This is a genomic window from Paenibacillus sp. LC231 (genome assembly GCF_001860525.1).
Lineage (GTDB): Bacteria > Bacillota > Bacilli > Paenibacillales > Paenibacillaceae > Paenibacillus_AQ.
Genome location: NZ_JFOM01000012.1, coordinates 139,329 through 153,347, shown reverse-complemented (window position 1 = coordinate 153,347; position 14,019 = coordinate 139,329). Strand labels below are relative to the sequence as shown.

At 53.7% G+C, this 14,019-nt stretch carries 11 protein-coding genes; 5 read left to right on the top strand and 6 right to left on the bottom strand.

All coding sequences use genetic code 11. The features are described 5' to 3' along the window. Positions 1-394: 394 nt before the first annotated feature. The 3 genes from AK95_RS08630 to AK95_RS08620 form a co-directional block, all read right to left on the bottom strand. Positions 395-1,585, bottom strand: coding sequence for an acetyl-CoA C-acyltransferase (locus tag AK95_RS08630; protein ID WP_071219576.1), 1,191 nt, complete (start codon positions 1,583-1,585; stop codon positions 395-397). 231 nt (positions 1,586-1,816) lie between these two features. Continuing rightward, positions 1,817-4,258, bottom strand: a complete 2,442-nt coding sequence (locus AK95_RS08625; protein WP_071219556.1) for a 3-hydroxyacyl-CoA dehydrogenase/enoyl-CoA hydratase family protein — start codon at positions 4,256-4,258, stop codon at positions 1,817-1,819. Then, the gene (locus tag AK95_RS08620) at positions 4,255-6,435 is read right to left on the bottom strand and encodes a (Fe-S)-binding protein (protein ID WP_071219555.1); all 2,181 of its coding nucleotides are present in this window, start codon (positions 6,433-6,435) and stop codon (positions 4,255-4,257) included. The genes AK95_RS08625 and AK95_RS08620 overlap by 4 nt, the downstream gene beginning before the upstream one ends. Positions 6,436-6,902: 467 nt before the next feature. Between AK95_RS08620 and AK95_RS08615 the strand changes: the two genes are divergently transcribed. From AK95_RS08615 to AK95_RS08605, 3 genes are all read left to right on the top strand, one after another. Continuing rightward, positions 6,903-7,493, top strand: a complete 591-nt coding sequence (locus AK95_RS08615; RefSeq protein WP_071219554.1) for a TetR/AcrR family transcriptional regulator — start codon at positions 6,903-6,905, stop codon at positions 7,491-7,493. Positions 7,494-7,531: 38 nt separating this feature from the next. Next, the gene (locus AK95_RS08610; protein ID WP_071219553.1) at positions 7,532-8,299 is read left to right on the top strand and encodes an electron transfer flavoprotein subunit beta/FixA family protein; all 768 of its coding nucleotides are present in this window, start codon (positions 7,532-7,534) and stop codon (positions 8,297-8,299) included. 284 nt (positions 8,300-8,583) lie between these two features. Next, complete coding sequence (locus tag AK95_RS08605; protein ID WP_071219552.1) at positions 8,584-9,561, top strand: electron transfer flavoprotein subunit alpha/FixB family protein; 978 nt, start codon at positions 8,584-8,586, stop codon at positions 9,559-9,561. A 235-nt stretch (positions 9,562-9,796) separates the two neighbouring features. On the opposite strand, the gene AK95_RS08600 is transcribed toward AK95_RS08605, so the two are convergent. Beyond that, a complete protein-coding gene (locus AK95_RS08600; protein ID WP_071219551.1) occupies positions 9,797-10,114 on the bottom strand; it encodes a MazG nucleotide pyrophosphohydrolase domain-containing protein in 318 nt (105 codons plus the stop codon). A gap of 217 nt (positions 10,115-10,331) precedes the next feature. Between AK95_RS08600 and AK95_RS08595 the strand changes: the two genes are divergently transcribed. Then, positions 10,332-10,910 (top strand): LOG family protein, encoded by a 579-nt coding sequence (locus AK95_RS08595; protein ID WP_071219550.1) that lies wholly within the window; start codon positions 10,332-10,334, stop codon positions 10,908-10,910. Between the two features lie 172 nt (positions 10,911-11,082). On the opposite strand, the gene AK95_RS08590 is transcribed toward AK95_RS08595, so the two are convergent. Both AK95_RS08590 and AK95_RS08585 read right to left on the bottom strand, forming a co-directional pair. Continuing rightward, entirely contained in the window at positions 11,083-11,826 is a 744-nt protein-coding gene (locus AK95_RS08590) for an SDR family oxidoreductase (RefSeq protein WP_071219549.1), read from the bottom strand. Positions 11,827-12,134: 308 nt separating this feature from the next. Next, positions 12,135-12,776, bottom strand: a complete 642-nt coding sequence (locus AK95_RS08585) for a TetR/AcrR family transcriptional regulator (protein ID WP_235613058.1) — start codon at positions 12,774-12,776, stop codon at positions 12,135-12,137. Between the two features lie 165 nt (positions 12,777-12,941). Here AK95_RS08585 and AK95_RS08580 point away from each other — a divergent pair, with 165 nt between their 5' ends. Beyond that, positions 12,942-13,946 carry a helix-turn-helix transcriptional regulator gene (locus AK95_RS08580; RefSeq protein WP_083397569.1) on the top strand — a complete coding sequence of 335 codons (1,005 nt, stop codon included), beginning with the start codon at positions 12,942-12,944 and terminating at the stop codon, positions 13,944-13,946. The last annotated feature ends 73 nt before the right edge of the window (positions 13,947-14,019 follow it).

Here is a 14,019-nt window from a genome sequence, read left to right as displayed (position 1 = left end):
CGCTGGGCTAGAGCACTCTAGTGAATCCCCTAAGTTCAAACTCCTACGACCGGCTATTATTGCACTCCCCTGTGGGTGGAGTGAGTGGTGCGGTGTCCGGTCCATGTGCGGAGCGGACACGGCACTTAGACTACATTTCAGAGTGAATAGGCTGGTCATGCATCAGTAGAAGATCAGTAGAATTGATATCGAAAACCTAGATCTGGTTCATTGAATACATTCAGAAGCATTGTTGAACTAAAATTCCCTAGCAGCTTGCAGGGAGCTACTAGTCCCTTGAGGACTGATAGTGCGAATCGAACCACGCTGAGCAGTTGCAAGGACTAATGCGGGAATCCCTCCCCAAGCCCCTTTGTGGTATAGAAGGAATTTCCTTCTTGCCACAACCTACTCCTTACGCCCCAGCCGCGTGCACCTCGAACACCCCCGCGGCGCCCATACCGCCGCCGATGCACATGCTCACGACGCCGTAGCCGCCGCCGCGGCGGGCCAGCTCGGAGACGAGGCTGACGGTCAGTTTGGCGCCGGTGCAGCCGAGCGGATGGCCGAGCGCAATAGCGCCGCCATTGACGTTGACTTTACTCTCGTCGATACCCAGCGCGCGGATGATGTGGAGGCATTGCGAAGCGAACGCTTCGTTAATCTCGAACACATCCACCTGATCCAGCTCGATGCCCGCCATGCGGAGCGCCTTCGGGATCGCTTCAACGGGGCCGACGCCCATAATTTCCGGCTCTACGCCTGCCAGAGCAAACGACTTGAAGGTAGCCAGCGGGGTAAGGCCCAGCTGCTCCGCTTTCTCGCGGCTCATGACGGCTACCGCCGCCGCGCCGTCACTCGTCTGCGACGCGTTGCCCGCGGTAACCGAGCCGCCGAGGGCAAAGGCCGGCTTCAACTTGGCCAGCACATCTGTTGTCGTGTCCGGCCGGACCCCTTCATCCGTATCGAAAGCAAAGGTTTTGCTGCGCACCTTGCCCTGCTCATCGGCCGCAGCCAGCGTTACGTTCACCGGAACGATCTCGTCCCGGAACTTCCCTTCCGCGATGGCCGCCGCGGCCTTGCGGTGACTGCTGGCCGCGAAGGCATCCTGCGCCTCGCGGGTAATGCCAAAGCGGCGGGCCACCTCTTCCGCGGTATGGCCCATGCCGATGTACACCTCCGACATCTCTTCCACGATCGTCGGATGCGGCGCCGGCTTGAAGCCGGTCATCGGCACATGGCTCATGCTCTCAACGCCGCCGGCGACGATGACCTCGGCATGACCAAGCATGATGCGTTCTGCCGCAAAAGCGATTGCCTGAAGCCCCGAGGAGCAAAAGCGATTAACGGTCAGCGCGGGTACCGTTACGGGATATCCCGCATATAGCGAGATAATCCGCGCGACATTCAGGCCTTGCTCGCCTTCCGGCATCGCGCAGCCGAGGATGATATCCTCAACGTCCTCTTTTTTCAGGCCCGGTGCACGCTCAATGACGGCTTCCAGTACGGCTTTGCCGAGATCCTCCACGCGCGTCTGAGCAAAACTGCCCTTCTTCGCCTTCCCCACCGGAGTGCGGGCAAGGGATACTATGACTGCTTCTCTCATGCCATTCACCTCATCAACTTGAAATGGTTGGATCCAATACCGTTTATAATTGCGCGGGCCGCTAATCGGCCGTGAAATGAATTCGTAACGGGTGGAACTGATTAAAGAGCTGCCATCATCAAGCTTCGCCAGCATGGACAACCTGCCACCATGTACTGTATGCAGCGTCTATTTGGCGAATCGAACATTGCGATTGATAGCGAACTTCTTGGCTCTAAAGCACTCATCGCCCTAATTCCGCAGCGGCTTGCCTTTCGCCAGCATATGCTGCATGCGCTGCTGGGTTTTGACCTCGCCGAGCAGGCTGAGGAACGCTTCCCGCTCCAGGTCGAGCAGATGCTGCTCGCTCACCACGGTTCCCGCGGGAACATCGCCACCCGTCAGGATGTGCGCCAGCTTCTTCGCGATCAACAGATCGTGATCGCTGATATAACCGCTGCGCTTCATGTCGATGGCGCCCATCTGGAGCACGGCCCGGCCGTCGCGGCCTACCACGCGGGCTTTGCCCGGCTGCGGCGGAACATAGCCTGCCCGGTCCATCGCAAGTACCGCCTGCTTCGCTTCATAGATCCGGTAATCCTGATTCATGACCACCGTATCCCCGCTGCGCCCATAACCCATGCGGATTGCTTCATGTCCGCTGGTCGATGCCTTCGCCATCGCCACCATCTCGAAGATTTTGTTAATCTCCGGCTGGAGGTCGCTCTCCTTGTCGGGATGACGGTTGCTGGTCATGAGCGCCAGCTCCTTACAACCGCCGCCTGCCGGAATGAGACCGACCCCCGTTTCTACGAGACCGAAATAGGTCTCCGCCGAGAAAATGATCCGGTCAGCCGGCAGGCACGCTTCCACGCCTCCGCCCAGCGTCATCCGGTGAGGCGCAGCCACAACCGGCTTCTCCAGTCCCTTCAGCTTCATCATGCTGCCCTGGAACAGACGGATGATGTCATCCACCTCATCCCAGTCGCCGCTCTGCGCTTCCATCAGCATGAGCATCAGGTTGGCGCCGACGCAGAAGTTGCGGCCTTCGTTCGCCAGCACTAGCCCGCGGTAATTGGCCCTGACCTCTTCCACGCTCTGCTGAATCATGACCAGAATATCGGCGCCGATCGCATTGTTCGGGGAAGTGAATTCAAGGCACGCAACGCCATCCCCAATATCGATCAGATTCGCCCCCGTATTCGAGCGGATGATCCGGTTTTGCGATTTGAGCGCTTGCAGCGAGATCAGCTCAGGCTGAACCTCTACGCCCTTATACTCGCCTTTGAAATAGTGGAACACCTCGCCGTCCTTCTGCTGATAGAAGGACTTGTTCCCGGCGGCAATCCAATCCTTCACCCAAGCCGGGACGATCATGCCCTCCGCTTCCATGCGCTGCACGGATTCCGGCAGTCCGATCAGATCCCAGGTCTCGAATGGACCGAGCTCCCAGTTGAAGCCCCATTTCATCGCGTTGTCGATGTCCTGAATGGAATCGGCGATCTCTCCCAGCTTGTCGGCCGCATAGACAAGCACTTGCTTCAATACATTCCAAGCCAGTTCAGAGTAACGGTCCTGCGTACCGAGGAATGCCTTGATCTTCCGCTTGGCTCCCTTCACCGCTTTGGCGGCTTCGATAGAAGCGGAGCTCACTTTGGCGCTCGGATTGTACTCCATCGTGGACAGGTTGAGCGATAGGATTTTGCTGCCTTGATCGCTCTTTACTTTTTTATAGAATCCCTGGCCACCCTTCTCACCGATCCAGCCGCGGGTGACGAGTTCATTCATGACATCGGGAACCGTAAACACGTCCTTCTCGTTCCCGTCCGGCACGGAGTCGTACACATTTCTGGCAACATGGACAAAGGTATCTATGCCGACCAAATCCAGCGTGCGAAAGGTGGCGCTCTTCGGACGTCCCAGAACAGGACCGGTGGCCGCATCCACTTCCTCCACGGTATGGCTGTTCTTCACCATCTCTTGCAATGTGACCAGGAGACCGTAGGTGCCGATCCGGTTCGAGATAAAGTTCGGCGTATCCTTCGCAAGCACAACCCCTTTACCAAGGCGCTTCGTGCAGAAATCAACCATAAACTTCGTAATATCCGGATCGGTATCAAAGCCCGGTATAATCTCCAGCAGCTTCATATGACGCGGCGGATTAAAGAAATGGGTTCCCAGGAAGTGGCTGCGGAATTCCTCGCTGCAGTCCTCGACCATCGCATTCACGGAAATGCCGGAGGTATTCGTGCTGACGATCGATCCTTCCTTACGCACGCCCTCAATCTGTTTGAAAATGCTTTTCTTGATCTCCAGGCGCTCCGTGACCACCTCAATGATCCAGTCCACGTCCTTCAGCTGGCTCAGATGATCCTCGGTATTGCCCGGGGTGATCCGGCCCACAAAATCGGCGCTATACAGCGGAGCTGTGCTTGATTTAGGCAGAGCCGCAATGGCTTTGGCCGCAAGCCGGTTTCGTACCTTCGGATGATCCAGCGACAATCCGGCTTTCTCCTCTTCGGCGGTTAAGGATTTCGGAACGATGTCGAGCAGCAGGCAGGGAATGCCGGCATTGGCGAGATGGGCCGCGATCCCCGACCCCATGACGCCAGAGCCGATCACGGCGGCTTTGGTTATGTTTCGACTTGCGACACCGGAACCGCTGACGGATTCCTTGGTAATGGTATTACTCATTGCACAACGACCTCCTGTTCATGGATTTCGGATAGACCGAATACGGATAACTCCAGGATTTCCGCGATATCTCGCGTTTTTACGCTTTCTTCCACTTCCTTCAGCTTCGTTCCGTCCTCCAGCATCGTCAAACAGAACGGACAGGCGGAGCTGATCATCGTTGGAGATACGGCCAGCGCCTGCTCGGTACGCGCCAGATTCACGCGTTTGCCCGCGTCCTCCTCCATCCACATCTGCCCGCCGCCGGCCCCACAGCACATCCCGTTCTCGCGATTTCGCTCCATCTCCAGGAGCTCAACGCCAGGAATGGCGCGCAGCACACTGCGCGGCTGATCATACACGTCGTTATACCGTCCCAGGTAGCAGGAGTCATGATAGGTGATTTTCTCCTGAACCTGATACTTGGGCTTAAGAAGCCCTTCCTTCACCAGCTGGTCCAGCAGCTCGGTATGATGAATCACCTCGGCTTCAAGCCCAAATTCCGGATACTCGTTCTTCAAAATATTGAAGGTATGCGGACAAGCCGTCACGATTCGTTTCACATCGTACTTCTTGAATGTCTCGATGTTCTCCGTGCACAGCTGCTGGAACAGAAATTCATTGCCCATCCGGCGCGGCGTATCGCCCGAATTCTTCTCCTCGTTGCCGAGAATGGCGAAGTTGACGCCCGCTTCATTCATAAGCCGGACAAAGGCCTTGGTGATCTTGCGGCTGCGATTGTCGTAAGAGCCCATGGAGCCGACAAAGAACAGCACGTCGAAATCCGGATTTTCCTTCACGGTTGGAATTTTCAGATCCAGCTTCCCTTCCGGGTCGATCTCCTTCACCCACTTGCTCCGGTCCGCGCGGCTGATTCCCCAAGGGTTGCCTTGTCGTTCGATGTTTTGCATCGCCCGCTGGCCTTCCTGCGGCACGCTGCCCTCCATCAGAACGAGATGCCGCCGGAGATCCACGATTTTGTCGACATGCTCATTTGCGACCGGACATTGATCCTCGCAGTTGCGGCAGGTCGTGCACGCCCAAATCTCTTCCTCGGTCATGACGCCGCCGATCAATTGAATGTCCTTCGGGTCGACGCCCTCGACCTGATGCCAGGAGCGCTTCTGCACCTCCATCGTCGGGCCGATATCGGTAATGCCCTCGCCCTTCCAGCCGACAAGAGCCAGATCCGTTGCGCCCATGGAGTGAACGCCCGGCGACCCAAACACGGAGGCAGGCATCCACGCCGATTTGGAGGTGAGCGCGGCACCTTTTTCCGTGAGATGATCCCTTAACTTCACAATCATGTGCATCGGCGACAGCAGCTTGCCTGTATTCGAGGCCGGGCATACGTTGGTGCATCTTCCACATTCAACGCAGGCATAGAAATCGAGCATCTGCTTCTGCGTGAAATCTTCAATCTTGCCTACCCCGAATGCCTCGGCCTCTTCATCCTCCAAATCCAGCTTGCTGAGCTTGCCCGGGGGATCGGTACGGCGGACCAGAATGTTGATGGGCGCCGTAATGAGGTGAAAATGCTTCGATTGCGGCACATAGATAAGGAACGATAGCAGAATCAACAGATGCAGCCACCAGAACGCGTAATAGCAAACTGTAACCGCCACCGGCGGCATCCAGGCAAACACGGCCGCAATGCTGGAGGAGATCGGTGCCATGGCCGACCACGCCAATCCTTCCATGAGCCGTTCAAAAGCCATCGTCAGCAGCACCGAAGCCATCAGCGTGGTGATGAAAAACACGACAATGCTTGGCTTCCAGCCCCGCTTGAGCCGTTTCAGCTTCTCGCCATAGCGGCGATAGGCCGCGTAACCGATAGCGAGCAGGATCAGCGCAACTGTAATCTCCTGCATGAGGATAAAGCCGGCGTGCCCCGGAATCGGCAGGCTGTGGCCGGACAATCCCTTCCAGATGATGTCGAGCGCACCGAACTGCAAAATGATAAATCCGTAAAACACGATAAAGTGCATGATGCCGCTCTTGCGATCCTTAAACAGCTTGCTCTGTCCGAATACCTGGATGGCGAATTGGCTCAGGCGTTCCTTCAGATCCTTCCTCAGGTTCGCTGGCTTGCCCAAACGGATATACAGGTACCGGCGATACACCACGATGGCGAACATATATACCGCCCAACCGGTGATCAAGACAAAGAGCAGCGCGTTGATTAATGTCAGAATCATCTCTCTCAGCCCCTTGCGTTAAAAATCCTTCTTTCTTCTCATAGTCTGGTGCAGCGTCCCATTTTGCGAAGCTCCTGTCACTCCTTCCGAAACCTCTTGTCATGTGTTCATGTCGGGACATATATGAAGCGCTTTCATTAGAGGAACAAAAATAGACCTCCACATCGTGCCGTGCCGACCACTCTAAACCGAACTTCATCGTTTCTGGCTGCATCTCTTCATCCGTACATCGCTCTCATCTGTACTTGCCTGCGGATACCCAGTGACTTGTTACTTCCGGTTGAACTGCCGTCTATTGCTCTGATATGAACGCCTTATTCTGCTGCTCTGATCCATCTGCTTCATCCATTTCACGCTTCTTCGTAACCCATCGTTGACAACGACATGAACGTATTTTATGATGGATACAAGAAATGAATGAGTATTCATTCATAATTTTAACTGTATTCTAACACCGGGGTGAGCATATGACAAGTAAAAAAAATGAAAAATACCACCTTATTCTCCAGGGCGCCCTGAAAGTATTCGCCGAGAACGGCTACCACCGGTCCCAGGTTTCCAAGATCGCCAAAGCTGCCGGCGTGGCTGACGGCACCATCTATTTGTACTTTAAGAGGAAGGAGGATATCCTGATCCGCCTGTTCCAGGAGAAGCTTGGCGAACTGGTCGGCAAATTCCACGAAAACGTGGAAGGAACCACGGATGCCGTGGAAGCGCTGCGGACGGTGTGCAGCATCCATTTCTCGGAGCTGGAGAGCAATCCTGAGCTTGCTTATGTCACGCAGATTGAGCTGCGGCAGAGCGATCTGGAGCTGCGCAAGGAAATCGGCAGCGCATTGAAGCCATATATTGTGCTGATCGAGAATATTCTGGAACAGGGCATCAAAGAACGGAAATTCCGTTCCGATCTGAACGTCAAGCTGGTGCGCAACCTGATTTTTGGCGCGATGGACGAAGCGGTGACCTCTTGGCTGATCTCCGGCCGCAAGTATTCTCTGTCCGATCAGGCGGATGAGACGCTTAGCTTTTTCCTGAACGGTGTTTCCGGCGGACAATAAGTCCCGCTGATATTCATATTGAAGGGAGCGTTTAACCGATGAAGATTGTGGTATTGCTTAAACAGACCTTTGACACGGAGGAAAAAATTACGATTGAGAACGGATCGATTGCCGAGGATGGGGTGAAATTTGTCATCAATCCGTATGACGAATATGCGGTGGAAGAAGCCGTGAAGCTTCGGGATGACCACGGCGGCAGCGTGACACTCTTGTCCGTCGGGCCGGATCGTACGGCAGAGGCCCTGCGCACTGCCCTCGCGATGGGTGCTGATGATGCCGTGCTGATCTCCGACGAGCGGATTCCGGACGATGAATATGCGGTATCCAAGGTGCTGCACGCGTATTTGTCCAAGGAAAGACCGGATCTGATCCTTGGCGGCAACTTCTCCGTAGACCGCGGTTCGGGTCAGGTGGCCATTCGCCTGGCGAGCCTCCTCGGCATTTCGCATGCCGGCTCCATTACCAAGCTTACGCTGGACGGTACCACGGCTGAAGTGCACCGGGATGCCGAAGGTGATCTTGAAGTATTGGAGGTTCAGCTCCCGGCGATCTTTACGGCACAGCAAGGTTTGAACGAACCACGCTATCCATCGCTGCCTGGCATCATGAAGGCTAAGAAAAAGCCATTTCAGACGTTGACCCTGGATGATCTCGGATTATCGGAAGTCGATATCCAGCCGGCAACGAAGCAAAGCGAGCTGTCCTTGCCGCCGGAGCGAAGCGCCGGACGCATTCTGAAGGGCGAGCCCGCCGAAGTGGCGCATGAGCTGGTATCCTTGCTCCGCACCCAGTCGAAAGTGATTTGATGAACGGGTATTCGAATGTACGAATGTACGAATATCCCCCTTTGACTCGTACTAGTGAATGCGGTTACACGGACCCGGCATAGAGCCGCGCCATCATTCCCTATGTATTCTGATTGTATGGTTTACGGGATGTCCGTCATGCACGCTTTTCGCTTGATACGTTCCGCGAAATCCGAGCAGCAACGCTTCTGAGGAAATCCCCTGAATTCGCTTAAGTTGCTCAGGTTGGTTAAATCGTCAAATCTCTTCTCTTCAATCCCAAATGGATCCTAGGAGGTTATGATATGAGCAAAACGATATTAGTGTATGCCGAGAACCGGGATGGGAAGCTGCGTCAGGTTGCTCTCGAAACGCTTGGCGCGGCTCGCTTGATTGCAGGTGACGGTGATAGCATCCGCATTCTGGTTGCGGGCTCCAACATTACGGAGGCTGTATCGGCCCTGAACGCCTATGGTGCCGATACGATCTATACGGTTGAGCATGATGATCTGGAAAATTATAATCCTGAAGCTTATATGGCCGCCATTGAAGCGGTTATCGGTCAGGCCAAGCCGGATGCCGTACTTTTCGGACATACAGCTATCGGCCGCGATTTAGCACCGCTCGTCGCCGCTTCCCTGAATGCAGGACAAATTTCCGACGTAACCGCGATCGAGACGGAAAGTGGAGAAGTGGTGTTCACTCGTCCGCTCTATGCGGGTAAAGCCTTTGAGAAGCGCGTCTTCCAGAACGGACCGTGGGTGGTCACGGTGCGTCCGAACAATATTCCTGCTGCGGAAGCCATCGAGGGCGCGAGCGCCAGCATTGAGGACATCGCTTACCCTGCCCCTTCCCTCCGCTCCGTGGTAAAGGACGTCGTCCGCAAAACCACGGGAAAAATCGACCTCTCGGAAGCCAAAATCGTCATCTCCGGCGGGCGCGGCGTGAAGAGCGCGGAAGGCTTCCAGCCGCTGGAGGAGCTTGCGGACCTGCTCGGCGGTGCCGTCGGCGCATCGCGCGGCGCCTGTGATGCCGGCTACTGCGATTACGCGCTCCAGATCGGGCAGACCGGCAAAGTCGTTACGCCCGAGATCTATATTGCCTGCGGTATTAGCGGCGCCATCCAGCATCTGGCCGGCATGAGCCAATCGCGGGTCATTATCGCCATCAACAAAGACCCTGAGGCACCGATCTTCAAGGTAGCCGATTACGGCATCGTCGGCGATCTGTTCGACATCGTTCCGCTGCTGACGCAGGAATTCCGCAAAGTCCTGGTATCCTAGCATAATTCAAGCTCATTAGATGATATAATATGATAAGGCTGCACCCCAACGTCCATTGGACCCTGGGTTGCAGCCTTTTTACAGTTCTAAACCCGTACGTATCCTTTCGGCTTTCTGACTACTGCCATAATTCCTGCGATGCGCTATCAAGCCGGTTATGTATGCTGCCATTCAGCCATTCAATGACTCCACCACGTCATCATCTGATGATAGGAAGGACCCGACTTTCGTTCATTTAAGAACCAAACCGCTTCAGCAGCTTCTGCTGATGGGACATAAACGCCTCTTCCAGCGAAATGCCATAAAGATCCGCCAACAGTGAAATGTTTCCAAGTACGTCGCCGATCTCCTCCACCAAATCCTGCTTGAGCTGTTCCCTGGATTGAACCTCCTCGTCGGGGCGGTCCCTGCCGATCTCATAAGCGCGAACGGCACGCGCCGTTTCCCCTGTCTCCTCCATCAAAAACCCAACGCGAATAAAGGGGCCGTACTCGGTCCAGCCTCGCTCTCCATAAAATTGTTTAATCCATTGCTGCGCTTCATTCATATCCATACTTCTACTACCTCCGGGATTCCCTGGGATGACTAAACCTTTACTTTTTACACAATTCAAGAACAAACTCATGATAATGCTAACATGTATGCCATAAGATAAGAGGTGCCATCTGATGATCATTAACAATATCGTTCATCGACGCCATGACACAAATCACTATATATAGTATAATTACACGAATGAAATATCAACATCTTGTCAAGGAGTGTGCGAATTGAAATCCATATGTGTATTTGCAGGATCGAACATGGGGGAACATCCAGACTATAAAGCGAAAGCTGCCGAGCTCGGCAGACACATTGCCCACAACCAATACAAGCTCGTATACGGCGGCTCCAAAATCGGATTGATGGGTGAAGTGGCTAACGCCGTTTTGCAGCATGGCGGTGAAGTTATCGGGGTGATGCCGAGAGGACTGTTTAAAGGCGAGATTGTACATACCGAGCTGACCCAGCTCATTGAAGTAGCGGATATGCATGAGCGCAAAGCGACGATGGCGAAGCTGTCCGACGGGTTTATCGCCATACCGGGCGGTTTTGGAACCTTTGAGGAATTGTTCGAGGTATTGTGCTGGTCGCAAATCGGAATTCATCAGAAACCGATCGGGCTGCTGAATGTCCGGGAGTATTATGAACCGTTCATGAAGCTGATTCAGTACAGTATCACGGAAGGTTTCTCCAATGCCTCCCACCTAAACCTGATCAACCTCTCCGATGACCCGCTCAAGCTGCTCGAGCTCATGGATAGCTACACCCCTCCGACGCTGGACTTAAAGTGGAAGGACTTGGATTAAGGAGCGTTTGCGGAGAATAGCGATCTTTCCCCCACATTCAGGGAGGAAGTCTTGTACTCCATGTTGGTTGATACGTATTTAGGATCCTCTACAACAGATCGACCGTATCCGTAACGAAAGGCACCGACTCCCGGTGCCTTTTTGTTCTTGCGTTATTTTGATGGTGTGAGTATTACACAAAACCGCCGTTCACGCGGATCGTTTGGCCTGTGATCCATTTCGATTCTTCACCGGCCAGAAAGAGAACGGCCCCTGCAACATCATCCGGTTCTCCCAGACGTCCGAAAGCATTCATGTTTGCGATACCCGCGATCTGCTCCTCCGACTTGCCAACTGTAAAGAGCTCCGTATTAATCGGTCCGGGCGCCACTGCGTTAATTGTAATTCCTTTGGGTCCGAATTCTTTGGCCAACTGACGCGTAAACTGCTCTACAGCGCCCTTCGTGCCTGCATATACGCTGTACGCCGGGAACATCTGCCCAACCACCGACGTCGAGAAATTGATGATGCGGCCGCCCGAATTCATATGGTGAAAAGCCTGCTGGATCGCGAAATAAGTCCCCTTTACATTAATCGCAAACTGCTGATCGAAATCTTCCTCCGTCATGGCAGCAACCGGCTTAGTTGTCATGATGCCGGCATTGTTCACGAGAATATCGATGCCGCCATAAACCTCGATCGTTTCACCAAACAGTCGTTCAATCGCTGCTACCTGACGAATATCAGCTTGAATGGCCCGGGCTTCGCCGCCGCTTTGCTTAATGGCGCTCACCACTTCCTCGGCTTTAGCCGGGCTGCTTGCATAGTTTACCACTACTTTAGCCCCGTTCTCCGCAAGTCTCTCCGCAATTTCACGCCCGATGCCTCTTGATGCTCCCGTTACGATAGCTACCTTGCCCGATAAACTCTTTGTCATGATACAACCTCCCGCATATGAATTAGGTGCACGAATATCTCATCAGATGGATCCTCTGATCTGTACATCATTTTTTGTAATTTGATTATATGTCTGCACATTACAAATTACAAGTGACAGTTTTGTATTTTTGTCATTTGTAATTATATATATACAAAAAAGACGCTATCTCATGCACATTGCCAAGAATAGCATCTTTTTAACGTAATGGGTGATCTCGCTGCACCAGCTCCCGAAGTGCTGTTCGGAAATGCATAACGGCCGCCTCTACCCCTGCTTAGTTCCCTCTAACTATGATTCTCGCCCGTTTACTGTTTCGCGATTCCGGATAACAATATGGCCCACACCGAGTCAAAATCGGCTTCAATCTCCTGCGAGGTCCACTGAGAAGCATGCACCGGATGATGAAACAGGGACGTTGCCATGAAAAAGGCTTTTGCCACCGACTCCGACTGGCCCGGCTTAAATTCACCAGTAAGCATCCCTCGATCGATGATCTGGGCAACCTGTCCGATTAACAGCTTTACATGCGTATCAATTACCTTGACGGCTTCCAGCGTCACGGTCGTATACATGGCAAACATCTCGGGATCCTCGAGGACATAAGCCCGTTTGGCCCGGATGAGGGTATCCGTCCATAACCGCAAGCGATCGGTGGCGCTGCCCTCCGTTCCGTCTGCAATCTTCTGTAACGGATCCGCAATCCGCTGCAGCCACCGTTCCGTTACGGCTTCTCTCAGAGCGGCCTTGCTGGGAAAATGCCGATACAGGGATCCATGGCTGACTTGAAGCGCCTTGGCAACATCGACAACCGAGGTTTTGTCAGGACCATAGCGCCGAAGCGTCTGCTCGGCCGCGTCCAATATGGCTTCTTTCGTTAGTGGTTGGTCATGTGACATAGGTTCAATGAGCACCGAAACGGGACTTACATTGTCCGCCCGACAGCCCATCTTCACGCCCCCTCTCTGTTGAACACATTATAACAAACCATCATTCAATATCAATATTGAAGTTTTGTTATTTGTTATACCAGGAGTCCCCGTTTTATTCGCTTGATCATACCCCCTCATGGATTGTTATAATAGCTTCATTAAGCCGGATATAACCGAAATAACATGAGAAAGCGAGTGCTGTCCATGGCTAAGCTGGACTATCTGTTATCCATACTATGGCTGCTTCGATCCCATAAAAAAATGACGGCCGAGCAATTGGCGGAGAGGCTTGAGCTAAGTGTCCGAACGGTCTACCGATACATCGACACGCTGGATATGAGCGGGGTCCCTATCATATCCGAATCCGGACATGGCGGGGGATTCAGGCTGCCCGATTCTTTTTTAAGCGTGCCGCTGTTCTTCGAACTAACCGAGCTTAAAGCCATGGAACACAGTGCGCTACTTGCCCGGCAAGCGGACTATCCGTTTACGGATGCTCTTGAAAAGGCACTAACCAAGATTGAGCACCGGCTTCAGGAATCTCAATTGGAAGACTTGAGGCGTCATGTTGGCAGCATTCACATCCCACTGCCATCACAGAGTGCCTTGCTTCACCTCAGATTGCGAGAGTTAGAGCAAGCCATTGCCAGACGCGAAACCCTGGTCCTTCAATATGCGAAGTCCTTCAGCGGCTCCGTGGAGGAGCGCCATATTGATCCCTATGGGCTGATCTACCGGCTCGGCAAATGGTATTTGATTGCCTATTGCCATCAACGGGAGGCCCTCCGCGTATTCCGGGTAGACCGGATGAACAGCCTGTCGGTAACAGGCCGCACATTTGAAATGCCGGAACATTTCTCGGTACATGATTATATGAGCCGTATTCATGAGTATCAGGATCACAATACGAAGTCGAAGGCGAAGGAACCGACGTTGGTAACCGTTCGCCTTCAAGGTCGCCCCGAGGTTCTGGACACGTTATGCAACCAGTGGTTCCTACAGCCTTATCTTGTCGCAAGAAGCAATGACGATGAGGCCGAATTCCGTATGCATCCGGATTGGATGCTGCAATACATGCCTTATCTGCTGCTTTCTTTTGGCAAAGGAGTCAAAGTACTTGAGCCGCAGCAGCTGCGAACTGTTCTCTCCGAGACGGCCCGAGACCTGGCCGCATATTACGAGGACTGATCCTTCAACAACTTCACTGACTCCTATGCTGTCAGTGAAGCTGGTTTATGATAGGCGTAAATCATGTCCAAAA